Annotated in this window: 16 protein-coding genes; 7 read left to right on the top strand and 9 right to left on the bottom strand. The window is 68.6% G+C overall.

Annotation, left to right across the window (positions count from 1 at the left end):
- From AC0685_RS10285 to AC0685_RS10265, 5 genes are all read right to left on the bottom strand, one after another.
- Positions 1-420, bottom strand: coding sequence for a roadblock/LC7 domain-containing protein (locus tag AC0685_RS10285; RefSeq protein WP_005156190.1), 420 nt, complete (start codon positions 418-420; stop codon positions 1-3).
- A 428-nt stretch (positions 421-848) separates the two neighbouring features.
- Positions 849-1,457, bottom strand: coding sequence for a GTP-binding protein (locus AC0685_RS10280; RefSeq protein WP_007033392.1), 609 nt, complete (start codon positions 1,455-1,457; stop codon positions 849-851).
- On the bottom strand, positions 1,438-2,223 hold the full coding sequence (locus AC0685_RS10275; RefSeq protein WP_478225252.1) for a DUF742 domain-containing protein: 786 nt from the start codon (positions 2,221-2,223) through the stop codon (positions 1,438-1,440). The genes AC0685_RS10280 and AC0685_RS10275 overlap by 20 nt, the downstream gene beginning before the upstream one ends.
- A 25-nt stretch (positions 2,224-2,248) precedes the next feature.
- Complete coding sequence (locus AC0685_RS10270; RefSeq protein ID WP_085939650.1) at positions 2,249-2,707, bottom strand: roadblock/LC7 domain-containing protein; 459 nt, start codon at positions 2,705-2,707, stop codon at positions 2,249-2,251.
- 20 nt (positions 2,708-2,727) lie between these two features.
- Positions 2,728-5,844: a sensor histidine kinase gene (locus AC0685_RS10265; RefSeq protein WP_478225537.1), complete on the bottom strand. Its 3,117-nt coding sequence runs from the start codon at positions 5,842-5,844 to the stop codon at positions 2,728-2,730.
- Between the two features lie 728 nt (positions 5,845-6,572).
- Between AC0685_RS10265 and AC0685_RS10260 the strand changes: the two genes are divergently transcribed.
- The 5 genes from AC0685_RS10260 (at position 6,573) to AC0685_RS10240 (ending at position 11,284) form a co-directional block, all read left to right on the top strand.
- Entirely contained in the window at positions 6,573-7,529 is a 957-nt protein-coding gene (locus AC0685_RS10260; protein WP_478225251.1) for an ABC transporter substrate-binding protein, read from the top strand.
- Between the two features lie 247 nt (positions 7,530-7,776).
- Positions 7,777-8,781 carry an ABC transporter substrate-binding protein gene (locus tag AC0685_RS10255; protein ID WP_478225250.1) on the top strand — a complete coding sequence of 335 codons (1,005 nt, stop codon included), beginning with the start codon at positions 7,777-7,779 and terminating at the stop codon, positions 8,779-8,781.
- Positions 8,782-8,789: 8 nt separating this feature from the next.
- A complete protein-coding gene (locus tag AC0685_RS10250) occupies positions 8,790-9,560 on the top strand; it encodes an ABC transporter permease (RefSeq protein WP_465431799.1) in 771 nt (256 codons plus the stop codon).
- On the top strand, positions 9,557-10,390 hold the full coding sequence (locus tag AC0685_RS10245) for an ABC transporter permease (RefSeq protein ID WP_478225249.1): 834 nt from the start codon (positions 9,557-9,559) through the stop codon (positions 10,388-10,390). Before AC0685_RS10250 ends, AC0685_RS10245 begins: the two co-directional genes overlap by 4 nt.
- Before the next feature lie 21 nt (positions 10,391-10,411).
- Positions 10,412-11,284 carry an ABC transporter ATP-binding protein gene (locus tag AC0685_RS10240; protein WP_478225248.1) on the top strand — a complete coding sequence of 291 codons (873 nt, stop codon included), beginning with the start codon at positions 10,412-10,414 and terminating at the stop codon, positions 11,282-11,284.
- Between the two features lie 90 nt (positions 11,285-11,374).
- Here the strand turns inward: AC0685_RS10240 and mdlC are convergent, their stop codons facing one another.
- The 3 genes from mdlC to AC0685_RS10225 all read right to left on the bottom strand — a co-directional run bounded on the left by mdlC (position 11,375) and on the right by AC0685_RS10225 (position 16,702).
- Positions 11,375-12,958, bottom strand: coding sequence for a benzoylformate decarboxylase (gene mdlC, locus AC0685_RS10235; protein ID WP_478225247.1), 1,584 nt, complete (start codon positions 12,956-12,958; stop codon positions 11,375-11,377).
- Between the two features lie 207 nt (positions 12,959-13,165).
- Positions 13,166-13,843 carry a copper homeostasis protein CutC gene (locus AC0685_RS10230; protein WP_478225246.1) on the bottom strand — a complete coding sequence of 226 codons (678 nt, stop codon included), beginning with the start codon at positions 13,841-13,843 and terminating at the stop codon, positions 13,166-13,168.
- A 189-nt stretch (positions 13,844-14,032) separates the two neighbouring features.
- Positions 14,033-16,702 (bottom strand): sensor histidine kinase, encoded by a 2,670-nt coding sequence (locus AC0685_RS10225; RefSeq protein ID WP_478225245.1) that lies wholly within the window; start codon positions 16,700-16,702, stop codon positions 14,033-14,035.
- Between the two features lie 192 nt (positions 16,703-16,894).
- Here AC0685_RS10225 and AC0685_RS10220 point away from each other — a divergent pair, with 192 nt between their 5' ends.
- Positions 16,895-17,854: an ABC transporter substrate-binding protein gene (locus AC0685_RS10220; protein WP_478225244.1), complete on the top strand. Its 960-nt coding sequence runs from the start codon at positions 16,895-16,897 to the stop codon at positions 17,852-17,854.
- A gap of 50 nt (positions 17,855-17,904) precedes the next feature.
- Here the strand turns inward: AC0685_RS10220 and AC0685_RS10215 are convergent, their stop codons facing one another.
- Positions 17,905-18,540 (bottom strand): LppU/SCO3897 family protein, encoded by a 636-nt coding sequence (locus tag AC0685_RS10215; protein WP_478225243.1) that lies wholly within the window; start codon positions 18,538-18,540, stop codon positions 17,905-17,907.
- A gap of 85 nt (positions 18,541-18,625) precedes the next feature.
- On the opposite strand from AC0685_RS10215, the gene AC0685_RS10210 reads away from it, so the two are divergent.
- Positions 18,626-20,272, top strand: coding sequence for a DNA repair helicase XPB (locus tag AC0685_RS10210; protein WP_478225242.1), 1,647 nt, complete (start codon positions 18,626-18,628; stop codon positions 20,270-20,272).
- The last annotated feature ends 131 nt before the right edge of the window (positions 20,273-20,403 follow it).

Genomic DNA, 20,403 nt, shown 5'->3' with positions numbered 1-20,403 from the left:
TCACCCACGTACGCCGCCCTGGAGCTGCGCGCGCAGCTCGGGCGTGATCTGCTGGCCGACCCGCTCGACGAGCAGGGTCATCTCATAGGCCACGGTGCCGATGTCACAGGTCGGCGCGGCCAGCACGGCGAGTGACGAGCCGTCGGCGACCGACATGAGGAAGAGGTAACCGCGTTCCATCTCGACGACGGTCTGGTTGACCCCGCCCGCGTCGAAGCAGCGCGCCGCGCCGGCGGTGAGGCTGATCAGCCCGGAGGCGACCGCGGACAGCTGTTCGGCCCGTTCCTGCGGCAGTCCGTCCGACGGCGCGAGGAGAAGCCCGTCCGCTGAGACCAGCACGGCGTGCGCCGCACCGGGAACCCGGCGCGCGAAATCCGTGATGAGCCAGCCGAACGAGCTTTGCTGCCCGGATGCCGTCACAAGTCCCTCCTCGCTGCTCAAGACCACCTGGGCGGCGTGGTCCGGGCGTCTCCCGCCGACCTGCACCGATCCCGGGACCGTCGAGCCGAAAGACGCCTCCACCCAGCGTATTCGTCCCGTCGATCGTGTCGAGTCCGCCACCCGGCCAACGGCGTTAACCGAACGTGAACGTCCAGCCGCTCACCGCGTCGACCCATCGCGAACCACGCATTCGTGGGTCACCCCGTGGTGGCCGGGTGCGCCCAGGCGTGAACCGGCGTCCGCGCAGGTCATCGGCGTTACGGTCGCTCGAACGGGTGGCGCCGGCGCCGGATCGAGTGAAAGGGGTCGCCCCACGGTCGATCCGGCTGCTGACGCCACTCCCCGAAGCGGGTGAAGCCTGCCGAGTTCACTCCAACGGCCGCATCCGCTCCGGGCTTTCGTCCCTTTTAGCCGGCGCGCAACGCCGAATCGTGTGCGATGGCGTGCTGCACGACCGAGATCAACACCTGCTTGGCGGACTCACGTTCCCGGGCGTCACAGGCCATGATCGGCACGGACGGGGAGATCGTCAGCGCGTGCCGGACGTCCTCGATCTGGTGGTGCAGCAGCCGGTCGAAGCAGTTGATCGCCACGACGTACGGCAGCTTCCGGTTCTCGAAGAAGTCGATCGACGGGAACGCGTCGGCGAGCCGCCGCGTGTCGACCAGCACGACGGCACCGATGGCACCGACCGCGAGGTCGTCCCACATGAACCAGAACCGGTGCTGGCCCGGCGTACCGAACACGTACAGCACCAGGTCCGAGTCCAGCGAAATCCGCCCGAAGTCCATGGCCACGGTCGTCGTCGACTTGTTCGGGGTGGCCGAATTGTCGTCGACGCCGGTACTGGCCTCGGTCATCATGGCCTCGGTGGTCAGCGGATCGATCTCCGAAACCGCTCCGACCAGCGTGGTCTTCCCCGAGCCGAATCCGCCAGCGACCACGATCTTGGCCGACGAAGTCGGTCCGGTCACCTGCGGCGCATTCGCGTCGGAGTCAAATTCTCCGAAGCCCACTGAGCACCCTCTCCATGAACTCGATACTCGGCCGGTCACCCACGTTCTGGCTGGCGGTGTGCACCAGGACCAGACCGAGGCCGGCCACGTCTCCGATCAGCACCCGGACCACGCCGAGCGGCAGGCGCAGCAGCGCCGCGACTTCGGCGACGGACCGGGTGTCCAGGCAAAGGTCGCAGATCGACCGGTGTTCGGGGACGCGTACCCGGTCGAGCACACGTCCCTGTTCGCTGGTCGAGATCAACGCCTCGATGGCAAGGTCGTACGTCGGCTTGGTCCGGCCCCGCGTGCGGAAGTACGGCCGGACCAGGCCGGAGGATTCGACGTCGGTGGTGTACTGCTCGTCGACGTACTCGTTCTGCGCCTGCTGCGGCAGTGCCGCGGCGAGCGGGTCGGCGGCGGCCGCCGCCGACCGGCGCTCCTCCTCCTTGTCGAAGGAGAACTTGGCGAACTCGCCCGAGTCGTACAGCGGACCGCTGCCACCACCGAACAGTTCCGCCCCGGGGCCGCCGAGGAGGCGTTCCCGGTAGTCCGAAACGCTGAAATCGGCGGGTCCCTGACCCGCGTTCGAATCGGTCAGCCAGCGGGAGGCCTCGTCCGGGGAGACAGGGTCGTTGTCCGGCCCCTGTGCCCGCCGCGATCGCCATTCGCGGTCGACCCGGTCCCGGAAGGACGTCCAGTCCTCCCGGCCGTCGTCACGTTCCGACCACCCGCCGGAGAAGTCGTCACCGAGCCGGCCATCGCCCCTCAAGCGCCCGTCGTCCACGGCATTCTCCTCGGTTCCCGGTCGCTCAGCGGCGGACCGACGCGCCCTGCAGCTGCGCGCGCATCTCCGGTGTCAGCTGTTGCCCCACCCGTTCCACCAGCAGGGTCATCTCGTAGACGACCAGGCCGATGTCGCTCTCCGGCGAGCCGAGGACCGCCAGGCAGGACCCGTCGGACACCGACATCAGGAAGAGGAAGCCGTTGGCCATCTCGACCACCGTCTGCGCGACCGTGCCACCTTCGAACACCTTCGCCGCACCGCGGGCGAGGCTCGTGAGCCCCGACGCGACGGCGGCCAGCTGATCGGCCCTGTCCTTGGGAAGTCCCTTCGAGGAGGCCAGCAGCAACCCGTCCGCCGACACCACCACGGCATGCGCCGCGCCCGGGACCCGGTGCACGAAATCCGTGATCAGCCAGGCAAAGCTGCTCGTGTGTCCTTTACCCTGCGCCTGGCCGCCAGGCTGCGCCGGACCACCCGGCTGCATCGCACCCGCCCGTGTCACTGTCACTCCTTACTGCTGTCATCGGCAGGGGAACCCGCACCCCTGCCAGTCACCGGAACGCCGTTGTCATCCAGCGCATCGAGCGGGCGTTCCTTCAACGCGTGCCGTCCCGACGTGTAGCCCTTCTGGAAGCTTGCCATCCGACTCCGCGCCGCCGTCGCCGAGCGGGCGATCGCACCCGTTCCCGGCATTCCGGAGGTCTTGTCGGCGAACGAGTCTTCCTTCTTCGGCTCGTTCCCGCCGATCGAGCCGGGGACGAGGTACTGGTTCGGCACCCGTTTGGGCAGGCCCGCCGGGGTGATCTCGTCGTTCCGATCTTCGTACAGGACCTGCGCCGCCTGCCAGCCGTCGTCCGACGCGCTGCGCCAGCCATTGTCCTGGAGCACCGTCTCCGGCGGAACACTCCGCGGTGTCCGAGTGGGCAATGCCTCTCCGGAAGCGTCTCCAGTGTCCCCGACGGCGGGTTCCTCCACTTCGGCGTCACCGTTACGGGTCCGCGCGGCGGTGTCGGACTCGACCGGCTCGGTGTAGGTGGTCGGGCTGTCAGCCCCGGCCTCGTCGCCTTCGCTGAACCAGCGCGAGAGCACCGACTGGTAGATCGGCAGCCGCCGGGTGGGCACGTCGTCTTCGAGCGCCGACTTGCCGGCGTCCGAAGAGTCCTCCGGCTTGTTCTGCGGCTCGACAGGGGTGTACTTCGGTTCCCGCTTCGGCAGCACCAGCGACGCGAACTGCGTCTCGGTGCCACTGGAGGCGCCGTCGCCGTTGGCGGGCGAGATGTCTTCGGCCGTCGGCCACGCCGGGGTCTCCTCGGCGGGCGTCGCGGGGCTGAGGAACGGCCCGGCCGCGTTCTTGCCCGCGACCAGGTCGTCGAGGCTGATCGGCTGGTCGAGCGGGACGAGCCCGCCCTGCTGCGCGACCGGTTGCGAAGCCGGGGGCTTCGACGGCGGCGGCGGGGTCATCTCCAGACCGCGGTCGGAAGCGGGGATGTTCGGCAGCGAGGTCGACATCTCGGACACCGACGGCATCGAAGGCATCGACGTTTCCGAGCGGTTCGCCGGCGGCGGGGTGTTGCGCACACCGGGCCGCATCTGCGTGAGCAGCTCGGCGGGCACGACGACCCGCGCGATCACGCCGCCCTCGATGTCCTCGTTCTCCCGCAGCCGGACCTCGATGCCGTGGCGGCGCGCCAGGCGCGCGACCACGTACAGGCCCATCCGCCGGGTCACCGAGACGTCCAGGTCCGGCGGGTCGGCGAGCCGCTGGTTGACCTCGGCGAGCCGCTCCTCGGTCATGCCGACACCGTGGTCGGTGACCTGGATGGCGAGCGCCTTCTTGCGGGTGATCACCGCGCGGACGGTCACCTTCGTCTCCGGCTCGGAGAAGTAGGTGGCGTTGTCCAGCAGTTCCGCGAGCACGTGCACGAGGTCGTGGATCGTCAGGCCCTGGACGGCGACCTCGGGGACGATCCCGATCTCGATCCGGGCGTACTGCTCGATCTCCGAGACCGCGGCGCCGATGACGTCGGCGGCGGGCACCGGCTTGGGCACCGACTTCGCGAGACCGGCGCCCGAGAGCACCAGCAGGCTTTCACCGTTGCGGCGCAGCCGCGTGGCGAGGTGGTCGAGTTCGAACAGGCTGGCCAAGTGGTCCGGGTCCTGCTCGTCGGCCTCGAGCCGGTCGATGACGCCCAGCTGGCGTTCCACCAGCCGCTGCGACCGGCGGGACAGGTTCACGAAGATGCCGTTGACGTTCTCGCGCAGGAGGGCCTGCTCGGCGGCCATCTTGACAGCCTGTTCGTGGACGACGTCGAACGACCGCGCCACTTCACCGATCTCGTCACGCGAAGTGACGGGCACCGGTTCGACCGACCGCTTCGAGGCGTTGACCGGGTCCGGGTCGTCCAGGATCGCTTGCACGGTTTCCGGCAGTCGTGTGTAGGCCACGTCGAGCGCCGTCTTCCGCAGCACCCGCAGCGGGCGCAGCATTAGGCGGGCGATGACGAGCATCAGGAACAGCGCCGCGAGCAGGGCCAGCAGCACGATCGCGCCGCCGATCCAGGCCGAGTTGATCGCGTCGGTGGCCAAACTGTCGGCCTGTGCCCGCAGCTGGCCGAGCAGGTTGGTCTCGACCGCGCGCAGCTTGTCCAGCGCGACCCGGCTGTCGTTGCCGAGCGCGACGTTGTCGATCGACGGCGGTTCGTTCTGCTGGTGCAGCGAGAACGCCATCGTGGTGATCCGGCGGCGGTCGTCGACCTCCGGGCCGGAGAAGGTGTCCGAGTAGAGCTGCCGCTGTTCGGGGCTGGCGTTGGCGACGAAGGCCGCCGTCGAGGCATCGCCGCTCGCGACCGCCGAGCGGGCCTGGTCGAAAAGGTCGCCGGGGAACCCGGAGCGGAAGGAGGCGATCAGCAGCGCCGCGTCACCGCGGGCGATGAACTCCTTGCTCTCACTGATGGCCTGCACGGTCACGCCGAGCCGGAGCACGTCGCGGTTGGCCACCGCGGTGGTCACCTCGCGACCGAGCTGGACCAGCGAGTCGAGGATGTTGGAGTACGCGATGAGGACCGGGGTGTCGCCCAGCAGCGAGGTGTTCATCGCGCCGCGCAGCGGGCGCAGGGCGTCGAGCCGCTGCAGACCACGCGAGTAGCGGTCCCTCGTGTCCTGATCGTCCGGGTTGATCTGGTTCGCCGAAGCCCGAAGGTCGTCGACGGCGCGGTCGACCTTGGCGATCTGCGCGTCGAGACCGTTCTGGCGCGACGGGTCACCGGAGGCGATCTTGGCGACCGCGAGCGCGCGTTCGCTCTGCAGCTCGTGCACCACGAGGGTGATCTTGTCGGCGAACGCGACCTGATCGGCGGTGTCCTGGAACCGGGCCGCCTCGCTGCTGTCGTCGATCACGCGCAGCGTGCCGAGCGCGAGCGCGGTCAGCGTCGGAATGATCAGGACGGCCGCGAGCTTCGATCGCAGACGCCAGTTACGCAGGCCCAGGAACGACCCGGCCTTCCCGCCAGGACCGTCTCCGGTTTCCCGCGCAGGGGCCCCTCCCACCCCCGCGGTGTCTTCGTTCGGCACCGCCGCACCACCATCATCTTCATTCGGGCCGGGAAAGCCCATTTTGGACATGCCGTTCTCGAGCTGGCCGTACTGCTGCTGTCTGGGTCGGTTGTCGGAGACCACTACCCGCACGCTCCCGTCACCCGGGAGGGACACGCACGGCGTGAGTATCCACTCATCCGAATGAGGAAGTCTTCTTTGAAGCGATCTCTCAAGTGCACTTGACCGAAACCCTGCTCGGTGCCATTGGTCTGTTCGGCCTAACCCGCCAGTGCGCGGGCGCGCACCAGTGAAGCACGGACGTGTTCACCGTGTTCAACACAGAGTGCCTTGCACCTCGGGAAAGGTCCAGAGCGTTCGGCCATCCAAGGCACTCTCTTTCACTACATCAGTGGTCCACACCTCACTACCGGTGCATGAGGGTAGCGAACGGGCGGCCCAGATGTAACCCTTCGGTCAAGACCTCCGAGAAAGCCCCGGACGGGTCTTGACCCGTGGGCGCTCAGTTGTCAACAAGTCCCCGGCGCGAACACGCCCAGTTGTGTTCACTTTTGACAAACAACCTGTTCGGGTGATCGTTACCACTTGGGATCATGGGATGACCACCCATTGTGAGCACAGTGCGTCTTCTCTACAGTGAGCCCTGACTTGAGACAAAGAGTCACTTCCGAATTCCACATCAGGCCACGTCATCACGTGTCCTCCCCCTCGATCAGGAGCACCACTTGCTTGGCTCTGCAAGCTCGAAGAAGGCCTTGAGCGTCAGCCGGGGCCGGCGTGGAGCCCTCGCATTCGCGATGGCGGCCATCGTTTCGGTATCGGTAAGCGGCTGCGGCCTCCTCGGCGGAGACGATTCATCCTCTTCCGGCGGCTCGGGCAACCTCGAGAAGTCGAAGATCAAGGTCGCCGTCATGTCGACCATCGACCTGGCTCCGCTTCGCCTCGCCCAGGACGGCGGCTACTTCAAGAACGAAGGCCTCGACGTCGAGGCGGTGGAAGCCGCGACCGGTCAGGTCTCGCTGACCAAGCTGATCGGCGGCGAGGTCGACATCGCGTACGCGAGCTACACGCCGTTCTTCATCGCGATGAGCAAGGGCACCGCCGACATCAAGCTGGTCGCGGACGCCTCCTCCGCCGGTCCGAAGAGCACGATGCTGGTCACCCTGCCGACGTCGACGGTGAAGAGCGTCAGCGACCTGGCGGGCAAGAAGATCGGCATCACCGCGCCGAACACCGTGTCCGACACGCTGTCCAAGTCGGTCATGAAGGACCACGGCGTCGACGCCAGCAAGGTGCAGTGGGTGCCGATCCCGCTGCCGAACGTCGGGACCGCGCTGAAGAACGGCGACATCGACGCCGGCTTCCTGACCGAGCCGTTCATCACCCAGACCGCCAAGCAGGCGGGCACCGTCCCGGTCGTGGACACCGCCACCGGCGCCACCCAGGACTTCCCCACCGCGGGTTACGGCTCGCTCGGCAAGTTCGTCTCGGAGAACCCGAAGACCGTGGCCGCCTTCCAGCGCGCCATGCAGAAGGCCACCCGGGACGCGGCGGACCGCTCCAAGATCGAGCCGCTGCTGGTCAAGTACGCCAAGATCGACCAGGACACCGCCGCGCTGACCACGCTGCTGACGTTCCAGTCCACCCTGGACCCCCGCCGCATCCAGCGGGTCCCGGACCTGCTGCTGCAGATGGGCGCGATCCAGAGCAAGATCGACGTCGGCCCGATGATCGCGACGCAGACCACGAGTTGATGACTCGCGGTTACTCCGAATTGCCCATCCACGCGGAATTCGATCACTGAAAGTAATGTTGTCCAAGCGGGTGATCAAGCGATCGGGCGAATGGCCTAAAATGATCACCCGCTCACGACACCCATTGTGAGCAGGTGGGCAAATCTCTAAGGTGACCGCGTGCCTGGCGGAATGAAGCCACGACACGGATGAAAAAACCCAACGGTGATTCATTGTTTCCGAGGAGCTGGCTTTGTTTCGAAACGCCATGAGCAGGAACGGTGCACGTAGAGGACGGGGTGCCGTCGGCGTCGCCCTGAGCGCGCTCATGCTGGCCACGTTGGGCGCCTGCGGCGCACTCGGCGGCGAGGACACGTCGAAGGCGTCGGGTGGCGAAGGCGGGCTGGAGAAGCCGAAGATCAAGGTGGCCCTGCTGCCCGTCGTCGACCTCGCGCCGCTGCGGCTGGCGCAGGAAGGCGGCTACTTCAAGGCCGAAGGTCTCGAGGTCGAAGCGGTCGACGCCCCCAGTGGCCAGCAGGCGATGACCAAGATGATCGGTGGCGAGGTCGACATCGCCTTCTCCACCTACATGCCGTTCTTCGTCGCGAAGAGCAAGGGCGCGGCCGACATCCGGCTCGTCGCCGACTCCGTTTCGGCCAGCCCCAAGAGCAACGCGGTCGTCACCGTGCCGACCTCGCCGGTCAAGACGATCAACGACCTCGCGGGCAAGAAGATCGCGATCACCGACAAGAACACCGCCTCCCACCTGCTCACCGTCTCGGTGATGAAGGACCACGGCGTGGACACCAGCAAGGTCCAGTGGGTGCCCATGCAGCTGCCGAACATCGCCGCGGCGCTCTCCTCGGGCCAGGTCGACGCGGGCTACCTGCCCGAGCCGTTCCTGACCCAGGCCTCCAAGGTCGTCGGCGCGACGCCGGTCGTCGACATCTCGACCGGCGCCACCCAGGACTTCCCTCTGGCGGGCTTCGGCGCGCTCGGCTCCTTCGTGGACAAGAACCCCAAGACGCTGGCCGCGTTCCAGCGCGCACTGGGCAAGGCCGTGCGCGACTCGGCCGACCGCTCCAAGATCGAACCCCTCATCGTCAAGTACGCCAAGGTCGACGCCGAAACCGCTTCACTGCTCACGCTGCCGACGTTCGGGTCCACACTGGACGCCCGTCGCCTGCAGCGCGTACCGGACCTGCTGCTGCAGACCGGTGTGATCACGGCCAAGCTCGACGCCGCTCCGATGCTCGCCCCTCAAGCTGGATAAAGGTCAAGGTGCCACGACTTCTCCGTGCCCTGGCCGGTCTGGCCGGTTTCTTCCTCGTCTGGGAAGTGATCGTCCAGGCCGGCCTGGTCCGTAAAGAGTTCCTCCCCCCGCCGTCCGTCGTCCTCGTGACGATCTTCGAGCAGTTCGGCGAGACCCAGTTCATCCGGGATCTGATCGCCACGTTCCTCGCATGGGCGATCGCCCTGCTGATCGCGGTCGCCATCGCCGTGCCCGCCGGTCTGCTGCTGGGCAGCATCCCCGGCCTGCGCACCGCGACCGCGGTGGTCATCGAGTTCCTGCGGCCGATCCCCGCCGTCGCGCTGATCCCGCTGGTGCTCCTGCTGATCGGCGGCGGCCCCGAAGCGAAGATCACGCTGGCCGTGTACGCGTCGTTGTGGCCCATCATGTTCAACACGATCTACGCGCTCGGCGAGATCGACCCCGTGCTGCAGGAGACCGCGAAGGCATGCGGTACCAGCAAGTTCCGGACGCTGACGTCGGTGGCGCTGCCGCATACCGCGCCGTTCGTGTTCACCGGGGTGCGGCTGTCCGCCAACATCGCGCTGATCGCGGTGGTCAGTACCGAGTTCCTCGCCGGCGCCAAACTCGGCATCGGCAACTTCATCATGCAGGCCAGCACCGGGTCCACCAGGTTCGACCTCGTGCTCGCCGGCACCGTGGTGGTCGGCGCGCTCGGCTTCCTCATCAACGGCGGGCTCGAGATGATCGGCAGGCGGGCGTTCCGCTGGAGCACGGTCGACCGGGAGGCGGTCTCGTGACGACCCTCACGCTGACCAGCCGCGTCGGCAGGCGCGTTGGCCGGGGTATCGGCATCCTGGTCCGCAACTGGCTGCTGTTCTTCGCCCTGCTCGGGATTTGGGAGCTCGCGACCCGGCTCTCGGAAAGCCCGTTCTTCCCGCCACCGACCGAGATCCTGTCCGCCTCGGTGAAGCTGTGGTTCACCGGTCCGGCCTCCCAGCTGTTCCTGACCGACACCGTGTTCGACAACGTCCTGCCGAGCCTCGGCCGGACGCTCGGCGGCTGGCTGCTGGCCGGCGCCCTCGGCGTCGCGCTGGGTGTCCTCTTGGGACGGTCCAAGACCGGGATGGACTACGTCGGGCCGCTGTTCGCGTTCTTCCGCTCGGTGCCGCCGCCCGCGCTGATCCCGGTGTTCATCGTCCTTTTCGGACTCGGGCCGGGGATGCAGACCGGATCGATCATCTTCGGCGCGATCTGGCCGGTGCTGCTCAACACCGTGGACGGCGTCCGGTCGGTGGACCAGGTGAAGATCGACACCGCGAAGTCGTTCCGGACTCCCCGGTCGTACTGGGTCCGCTCGATCGTGCTGCCCGCCGCCGGGCCGAAGATCTTCGCGGGCCTGCGGCTGAGCCTGTCCATCTCCTTGCTGCTGATGGTGATCTCGGAACTGGTCGGCTCCTACAACGGCATCGGCCGGTCCCTGATGGACGCCCAGCAGGCGTTCGACTTCCCGCTCATGTGGTCGTGGCTGGTCCTGCTCGGGCTCCTCGGCTTCGGGTTCAACGCGGCCTTCCTCGCGGTGGAGCAGAGAGTGCTTCGCTGGCAGCCCACCCGCAACGGCCGTCTCTAGTTCTTTCGAAGGGTCAGCAAGATGTCAACCATGCTCGAAGTCTCCGGGCTGAACCACCGGTACGGCGCGGGAGAAAAGGCGCACGTCGCGGTCAACGACCTGTCGTTCACCGTCGAAGCGGGACAGCTCGCGAGCATCGTCGGCCCGTCGGGCTGCGGCAAGTCGACGCTCCTGCGCTGCATCGCCGGGCTGATCAAGCCGACGTCCGGCCGCGTCAGCCTGCACGGCGACGACGTCTCCGGGGTGCCGGAGGATCTGGCCGTCGTGTTCCAGGACTACAGCCGCTCGCTGTTCCCCTGGCTCTCGGTCGCGAAGAACGTCGAGTTCCCCTTGCGGTGGCGCAACTTGAGCCGCTCGGAGCGCCGCACGCGGGCGCAGGAGGCGCTGGAGTCGGTCGGTCTGTCCGGGGTCGGCTCGAAGTTCCCGTGGCAGCTCTCGGGCGGTATGCAGCAGCGTGTGTCGATCGCGCGGGCGCTGGCCAGCCGTCCCGCACTGCTGCTGATGGACGAGCCGTTCGCGTCGGTCGACGCGCAGACGCGGTTCGAGCTCGAAGACCTGACTCGGCGCGTTCAGCGCGAGAACGGGAGCACGGTCCTCGTCGTCACGCACGACATCGACGAGAGCGTCTACCTCTCGGACCGGGTGCTGGTGCTGTCGAAGTCGCCCGCGAAGATCGTCGCGGACCTGCCGGTGGGGCTGCCCGCGGAACGGGACCAGATCACCACGCGCGAGTCGGCGGAGTTCGTGACGCTGCGCGGTGAGGTGGCGCGGCTGCTGCACGGCGGTGCCCCCGAAGCCGTCACCGCGGCTTCGGACGCGGCCGAGTACGAGCTGGCGCAGCAGGAGGCGGCCGACGCCGCCGCCGAGTCCGAGGCGCGCGCGAAAAGCTCCTGACACATGCGATGAAAGGTCCTTTCCTTGCGAATTTCGCAAGGAAAGGACCTTTCATCGCATGCGCGGATGGGGCAAGACGGCCCCAGTGGTTCAGTACAGCGTGCGCGGGTTCGCGTCGATGCGGACGTGCACCAGATGCGGCCGCTCGTCCGGCAGCGCGGCCTCCAGCGCCGGCTTGAGGTCCTCGGCCTTCTCGACGACCGACGTCCGCAGCCCCAGGCTCTTCGCCAGCGCGGGGAAATCGATACCGCCGAGGTCGACGCCCGGCACCTTCTCGCCGCCAGCCGCCTCGCCGAGGATGCGCACGGCGGCGTACTGCGAGTTGTCGAAGATCACGAACGTCACCGGCAGGTTGTGCTGCGCCGCCGTCCACAGTGCCTGGACGCAGTACATGCTCGACCCGTCGCCGAGGATCGCGACGACCTTGCGGTCCGGGCGGGCCAGCGCGGCGCCGACGGCGGCCGGGAGGCCGTAGCCGAGGGTGCCGCTGGCGACGGTGAGGAAACCGGTGTCGGTGGCCTTGATCGGCAGGTGGTCGTGCAGTTCGTTGCGGTGGCTCGGGGTCTCTTCGACGACGATCGCGTCGTCCGGCAAGACTTCCGCGATCACGGAGTAGGCGTAGGCCGGGGTGATCGGCGTGACCGCGGCGGGCTTTTCCAGCCTGGTACGGGGTTTCGGCGCTTCCCGCGGCGCGGCGCGATCCAGCAGCGCGCGGATCGCGAGCTTCGGCGTCGCGCGGATGCCGGTGCCTTCCGCGGCCCTGGCGAGGATCTGCTCGTCGTCGCTGACCAGGAACAGCGGCGGCAGCGCGGTTTCCGACTCGCCCCGGTACACGTGGTAGGTGAACGCCGGAGCGCCGATGACGACCACGAGATCGTGCTCGGTCAGCGCGCTCGCGAGCGCTTTCCGTTCCGGCTGCAGGAATCCGAAGAACTGCGGGTGGTCCTCGGGGAACGAGCAGCGCGCTCCCATCGGCGGCGCCCAGACCCCGGCGCCCACCTTCTCGGCCAGTTCGACGACGTCCGGCACGGCGCCTTCCCCGTCGATACCGGGGCCGACCACGATCGCCGGGCGTTCGGCGGCGTCCAAGGCGGACACCAGTTCGTCCAAAGCGGACGGATCGGGCGCGAAGCCGGGGATCCGCGGCCGGGAGACGACCGGCTTCGAGGTCTCGACGTCCCAGTCGTCCACCGGCACCGAGACGAACACCGGACCCATGGGCGCCTGCGTCGCGATGTGGTACGCCCGCGCCAGCGCCGCCGGGACGTCCTCGGCCCTGGCGGGCTCGCAGCTCCACTTCACGTACGGCTTGGGGAAGTTCGCCGCCTCGACGGCGCCGAGGAACGGATCGTCCGGCAGCAGCGACCTGGTCTGCTGGCCCGCCAGGATGATCAGCGGGGCGTTGTTGCGGTACGCGGTGAAGATATGCCCGAGCGCGTGGCCGACCCCGCCGGCGGAATGCAGGTTCACCAGCGCCGCCTGCCTGCTCGCGCGGGCGTACCCGTCGGCCATCGCGACGACGGACGCCTCGTGGAGCGCGAGCACGTAGGTGAAGTCGTCGGGCCATTCCGTCAGGAAGGCGATCTCGGTCGTACCGGGATTGCCGAAAACGGTGGTCAGGCCCAGATCGCGCAGCAGTTCCCTGGTCGCGTCACGTACGGTGCGGGTAGCCATGGCCACACGCTATCTGGTCGGTACCGGATAGTTGAAGATGCAACCTCGTATCACCGTGTGTGGTCTGGACCTGACCCCGTGTTCACGGCTTCGGTACGGGGGTCGCGAATGGAGTGAAGGCCTCCTTGCCTACCTTGAGGGTAGGGAAGGAGGCCTTCACGGCATGCGGAGCGAGACGGCGCGCCGCGCGGTACCGGCGTTCGGGGCCTACTCCTTGACCAGCGCCGCCCACTCGCGAACGGCGGCGGCGTCCACATCGGACTCCCAGCCGCCCGGGCGGACCGCGCCGCCGACGTGGAACGCGCCGACCCCGCCCGCCCGCAGCAGATGCACCTGCTGCGCCCGCAGGCCGCCGCCGACCAGCAACCGAGGCCCGTCCTCACGCCGGGCGAGCCGCTGCAGCACCGAAAGCCCGTGCGCGACGCCGTGCGGATGCCCGGCCGCGAGCACCGTGTCGCAGCCGAGGCCGGTCAACTGGTCGTAGGCGCGCAACGGATCCCGCGCGCGGTCGATGGCGCGGTGGAAGGTCCACGGCAGCCCGTCGAGCTCCTTGACCAGCGCCTCGCAGGCTTCGACGTCGATTTCGCTTTCCAGGTCCAGGAAACCGAAGACGAACTCCCGCGCGCCCGCGTCGATCAGGCGCACCGCGTCCGCACGCAGCCCGTCGAGGTCACCGGCGGCGAAGGACATGTTGTCGCGCAGCATGACCCGCACCGGGAGATCGGTGGCGCCGAGCACGTCGCGCACCGTCTCGACCGACGGGGTGAGACCGTCGCTGGCCATGTCGCTGACCAGTTCGAGGCGATCGGCCCCGCCCTCCTGCGCGCGCTCCGCGTCCACCGCGGTCAGCGCGATCACTTCCAGCAGGCCGGTTTTCGGGGTCATGGACCTTCCAATTCGCTCAGTGTCTGTCGGTGAACCCGCGGCCGCGATCGCGTCGCCACGGCGCGGTCGCGAGGGGTGCGTCGCGGTGGCTTGGCAGGGCGCCCTGCCGCCGCGATGGCGGAGCCTTCGGCGGAGGCGGGTTCAAGCTCAGGGTCGCCTTCCGGGTACATCGCAGCTCCGCACATTCGCTCAATCCGAGGGGTTGTCGTCACCCCTGGCGTGGCGACCGCGCCGGAATCCGCCTTGCAGGCTGGTCATCCGTTCGCGGACCGCTTCGGGGGAAAGTGAGAGTATCGGCCTCTCCCCTCGCGGCTTCTCCGGCCTGTCGTCCTGCGACCGGGCCTCGGGAACGACGGCGGGCAGCACCGGCCAGGTCTCCTCCGCCCCGTCTTCCTGTTCCAGCTCGGCGGGCGTCGGCCAAGCCGGTTCCGGCTCCTTTTCCTTCGGCTCCAGCGGCTTCAGGGTCGGTTCGGTCGGCTCGTCCGGATCCTGCGCGGGTTCCTCGGGCACGGCGTTCTTGACCGGCTCGAACGAAGGCAAGGAAGGCGGGCCGGGTTCCGCGGGCGAAGGCCCTTCGCGCGGGCCGCCGTGGTCGAACCACTGCGAAAGCACGCTCTGGTACTTGGGCATCCGCTCGGTCGGCGAATCCAGTTCGAGATGGTTGACGGCGTCGTCGTCCGAAGACGGCCATTCCGGCTGGGTCTCGCGCTCGACGACGGGAGCGCGCCGCAGCGGGCCGGGGTCCAGCACGGGCGCGAACCGCGACTCCTCGGCGCTCTCCTCCGGCTCGGGCAGCGGCGGGACTTCCAGCGGCGGCTCGGGTTCCGGCTCCGGGACGACGACGGTGACGGGCACGGGTTCCGGCATCGGGGCGGGCCGGGGCGCTTCGACGATGAGCTCGGCGGGCACGACGACCACCGCGGTGATCCCGCCGCCGTCGGCGGACCGGAGACGGACGTCGATATGGTGCCGGATCGCCAGCGTCGCGACCACGAACAGGCCCATCCGCCGGGAGACTTCGACGTCGACGTCCGGCGGGTTCGCCAGCCGCGCGTTGGTGCGGTCGATCTCCGCCTGCGGCATCCCGGCGCCGTGGTCGGTGATCTCGATCTGCCATTCCCCGCGGTCGGTCTCGTGACCCTCGACCTGCACCATCGTGCTCTGATCCGAATAGCGGGCCGCGTTCTCCAGCAACTCGGAGACCACGTGCACGAGATCGTTGACGGCCTCGCCGCGTACCGCGATCCTCGGCGCCGGGCCGAGTTCGATCCGCTGGTAGTGCTCGACCTCCGAGAGCGCGGCGCCGATGATCTCGTCGGCGACGACGGCGCCACCGTCCTCACGGACGACGTCGGTTCCGGACAGCACCAGCAGGTTCTCGCTGTTGCGGCGCATCCGGGTCGCGAGATGGTCGAGTTCGAAAAGCCCGGCGAGCGTGTCGGGATCCTGTTCGTCGGCTTCCATCCGGTCCAGCACGGACAACTGCCGTTCGACGAGATCCTGGCTCCGCTGCGACAGGTTCACGAACATCGCGTTGATGTTCTCCCGCAGCATGGCCTGTTCCCCGGCGAGCCGGACGGCCTCGCCGTGCACCGCGTCGAACGCGCGCGCCACCTGGCCGAGTTCCTCGCGGCTGAACACCGGCACCGGAGCGACGGCCAGCCGCCGCCGCAGGTTCTCCGGCTGCGGTTCGGGGTCGCTCAGCAGTCCTTCGACGGCCGCCGGCAGCTGGTGTTCGGCGACATGCAGCGCGCTGCGGCGCAGGATCCGCAGTGGCCGCAGCAGCGAACGCGCGATGATCACCGAGAGCACCCCGGCGACGACCAGCACGGCGAGCACGATGCCGCCGTCCCAGATCGCGGACGTCCTCGCCTGCGCCGCGAGGGAGTCGGTGCGTTCCTGAAGCTGGACGAGCAGCGCCTGCTGCACCTGGTGGGCCAGATTCACCGTGTAGGTGGCCGAGGTGTCCCACTGGTTCGGATCCAGCCCGCCGAGCCCCTGATCGTTCTCCGCGCGGATGAGCGCCGATTCGACCATGTCGTTGCCGATGTCGACGATCAGGCCGATGACCGTGTCGTCGTACATCCGCTGCTGTTCGGGGGTCGCGAACGTGCGGTAGTCGTTGCGGGCGGCGGCGAGTTCGGCCTCCGCGCCGAGCAGCGCACGGGTCCTGTCCCGGTTGAGGCCGCCCTGCGCGAGCGCGGCCGCCATGATCGCGCGTTTGACCGACATCTGGTCCTTGACCCGCGCGAGCGCGTTACCCGCGAGGCGGAGCTTCCCCAGATCCGGGTCGGACACGTCGGCGGCGGTGGAATCGCTGATGTCGAGCAGACCGGAGATCAGGTCGCTGTAGGAGCGGAGCACCGCGTCGGCGGGAAAAGCGGAGTGTTCCGCGGAAAAGCGGAGCCCGGTCAGCACGCGCAGCCGGTCGCTGGTCTGCTGCAGGCTGGTCGCGGTCTTGCCGCCGAGCCTGCTCTTGCTCTCGCCGAGCGTGCGGTCGAACGTGCCGATGGCCTCGTCGACGCGCTTGCGCTGCTCGGTCAGTTCGGAAAGGTCGCCCTTGCGATCGCCGGCGACGAACCGGACGGTGAGGTCTCGTTCGCGCTGGAGCTGGTGCACGGCCTCGGCGACGGTGCTGTCGACGCGGCCGCGGGTGGCGAACTCGGCCAGCTGCCTCGCGTCCCGCAGGTCGGAGTTGACCCGGAGCCCGACGAGGGCGACCACCGCGAGGGCGGGAATCAGGAGTACCACGAAGAGTTTGGTACGCAGGTGCCAGTTCCGCAGCCGCCAGCGTCCGCCGACACGAGGATGCCGTTCCGCCGCGTCGCCCCCACGGGGACGCTTGTCGCGACGGGCCACCTGGTTTCCTTTTCCCACCACGGGACCCTTTCCCATGGCTGACATCGGGGACGAAAGCCCGAACCTACTGTAGAGTAACAAGGTTCGGGAACGATCGAAAGCCGCGCCATCGGGGCGCCTCCCCCAGGCGATCGTATGGGGCGCGGACCATACGATCCAGAAGCAGGAGCACATTCTCTCGGTAGGTGAGCGGTGACGAAGATGCGCGTCTTGGCGATTCCGCTGGTAGCGGCGCTGCTGGCGACCGCAGGTTGCGGAGTGTTTTCCAGTGGTGACGCAAGCACCGACGCGCCACTCGAACGGACGGAACTGCGCATCGGCGTCGGGAACCCCATCGACACGGCCCCCTTGCGGGTCGCCGTCGCGGACGGGAAATTCACCGCGGCCGGCCTTTCCGTGACCCTCGTCGAAGTTCCCGCCGATCAGGCGATCGGCAAGCTCGCCGCGGGCGAGATCGACCTGGCGTTCGCGAGCGACGTGTCGATCTTCCGCGCCTCCGCGGCCGGGACCGCGCTCCAGTTGCAGGGCGAGGCGTACACCGCCGGCCGCAACACCATGGCGCTCGTCACACTCCCCGGCTCCGAATACACCGAGCCGACGCTCAAGAAGTCACCGAAGATCGCGGTGAACATGCTCGACGACGTCGGCGTGCTGGCGGCCCGCTCGGTACTGGGGACCGCGGGCGTCGACGTGAACCGGATCCAGTTCAAGCAGCACCCGTTCGACCGGATGCCCCAGGCGTTGCAGGCGGGCGAGGTCGATGCCGCGTGGATGGTCGAGCCGTACATCACCAGGGCCGAGAAGGAGCTGGGGGCGAGCATCCTCGCCGACGGCGCCCGCGGCGCGACACTGGACTTCCCGATGTCGTCCTACGTTTCGACGGGAGCCTTCGGCCAGGCCAACGCCCGCACGCTCGCGGCGTTCCGGAAGGTGCTCGGCGAAGCGCAGGTGCGGGCGGCCGACCCGGCCGTCGTCCGCGACGCGCTGCCGTCGTTCTCCGACATCGACCGGACCACGGCGTCGCTGATCTCGCTCGGGACGTACCCGGTCTCCCTCAACGGCATCCGGCTGCAACGCGTCGCCGACCTGATGCACAACTCCGGCCTGCTCGGCGCGCGGCTCGACGTGCAGTCGATGGTGGCGCACCCCTAACCCGGACCCCGCCCCGCCGCCACCCTCAACGGACAGGCTTCGCCTGACTGCTAGATATTTTCGCCGGTCGGCCTGAGGCACACCGTGCGCTCGGGCGGCCCGGTGTAGTGCAGGGCGGTGTCTTCCGACGAACAGGCGTACTCCGACGATCCCCGCGTGACGACCGCGCGCGCCTCCGCGCTGATGTCGCTGCAACGAACCTTCGCGATCCGCGTCTCGTGCACGACGTCGCGCAGGCAGTCCCCGCTCTCGACGTTCAGCGCGAGGCAGAGTGTCTTTTCCGCCCTCTTGCTCGACGAACCCCCGTACAGCTCGAACTGGATGTAGTCGGCACTACGGCAGTCCGACGAGCCCGTCCGCACCTCGTCGATACGGAAGGTCGCACGATTCGACGAGCAGCTGGCCGTCGTGTAGCTCTGGTTTCCGCCCGCCTCGTCGGTCAGATACAGGCACTTGCCCGCCTCGACCTTGGTGAACCTGCTCGACTGCGAGAGCCCGAAGGCGACCAGGCTCCCCAGGCCCAGCGCGGCGACGACGCCCAGCACGATCGAGGCCTTGGCCAGCACGCTCAGTGGCGGCGGCTTGGGGAACGGCGTCGGCGGTGCCGCCTCCGGCATCGGGGGCAGCGGCGCGGGCGCGTTGAACGGGTCGTACTCGGGTGTCCCGCCGGTCGGTGTAGTCGTCAAGGTCCCCTCCAGTCACCTGCCGCATATCCTTCCACCAGCGGTGCCGCGGCGGGAGCCGGTGTGGCCGGAACGTATAAAGGACGATGTGACCGATGGCCCGCTGATCGTCCAGTCCGACAAGACCGTGCTCCTCGAGGTCGACAACAGCCAGGCCGACGACGCGCGGATCGCCATCGCGCCGTTCGCCGAACTGGAACGCGCGCCCGAGCACGTCCACACCTACCGGATCACGCCACTGGCGTTGTGGAACGCCCGCGCGGCGGGCCACGACGCCGAACAGGTCGTCGACGCGCTGACGACGTACTCGCGCTTCCCCGTCCCCCAGCCGCTGCTCATCGACATCGTGGACACGATGGGGCGGTTCGGGCGGTTGCAGATCGCGAACCATCCGGCGCACGGCCTGGTGATGTCGACCATCGACCGCGCGGTGCTGGAGGAGATCCTCCGGCACAAGAAGATCAGCCCGATGCTGGGCGCGCGGATCGACGAGGACACCGTCGTCGTGCACCCCTCCGAGCGCGGGCGGCTCAAGCAAGCGCTGCTGAAGGTCGGCTGGCCCGCGGAAGACCTCGCCGGCTATGTCGACGGCGAGGCGCACCCGATCGACCTAGCCGAGGTCGACTGGGAACTGCGGGACTACCAGCGCAAGGCCGCCGAGGCGTTCTGGGCGGGTGGGTCCGGCGTCGTCGTGCTGCCGTGCGGCGCGGGCAAGACGCTGGTCGGCGCCGCGGCCATGGCGCACGCGAAGGCGACCACGCTGATCCTGGTGACGAACACCGTCGCCGGACGGCAGTGGAAGCGGGAGCTGGTCGCGCGGACCTCGCTCACCGAGGAGGAGATCGGCGAGTACTCCGGGGAGAAGAAGGAGATCCGGCCGGTCACCATCGCGACATACCAGGTGGTCACGCGCAAGACCAAGGGCGAGTACAAGCATCTGGACCTGTTCGACTCGCGGGACTGGGGCCTGGTGGTCTACGACGAGGTCCACCTGCTGCCCGCGCCGGTGTTCCGGATGACCGCGGACCTGCAGTCGCGGCGGCGGCTGGGGCTCACCGCGACCCTGGTGCGCGAGGACGGGCGCGAGGGTGACGTGTTCTCCCTGATCGGCCCGAAGCGATACGACGTCCCGTGGCGCGACATCGAGGCGCAGGGCTGGATCGCGCCGGCGGAATGCACCGAGGTCCGGGTGACGCTGACCGACGCCGAGAGGCTCGCGTACGCCACGGCCGAAGCCGAGGAGCGGTACAAGCTGGCGGCGACCGCGGACACCAAGACCAAGGTGATCAAATCGCTGGTCGACCGGCATCCCGGCGAGCCGACCCTGGTCATCGGGGCCTATCTCGACCAGCTGGAGATGATCGGCGACGAACTCGACGCGCCGGTGATCCAGGGCGCGACGCGGAACAAGGAACGCGAAGAACTGTTCGACGCTTTCCGTCGCGGCGAGATCAGGACGCTGGTCGTTTCGAAGGTCGCGAACTTCTCGATCGACCTGCCGGAGGCGTCGGTCGCCATCCAGATCTCCGGGACGTTCGGCTCGCGGCAGGAGGAGGCGCAGCGGCTCGGACGGCTGTTGCGGCCCAAGGGCGACGGGCGGCAGGCACATTTCTACTCGGTCGTCTCGCGGGACACCGTCGACACGGAGTACGCGGCGCACCGGCAGCGGTTCCTGGCGGAACAGGGGTACGCGTACCGGATCGTGGACGCGGACGACCTGCTGCGCCCCATTTAGGGACAGTCCGCGCTCTTGTCCGGGTGGTCGTGGGGGGGGGGGTGGGGGGGGGAAAAAAACCAGACGCCCCGAAAAACCGAACCAAACCCCCCCCAAACCAGAGAGTCACTCCCTGGGTTTCCGGTAGCCAG

Source organism: Amycolatopsis sp. NPDC043889 (assembly GCF_056435645.1).
Note: the sequence above shows the minus strand (reverse complement) of the source record. Positions and strands in the feature narration are given on the sequence as shown.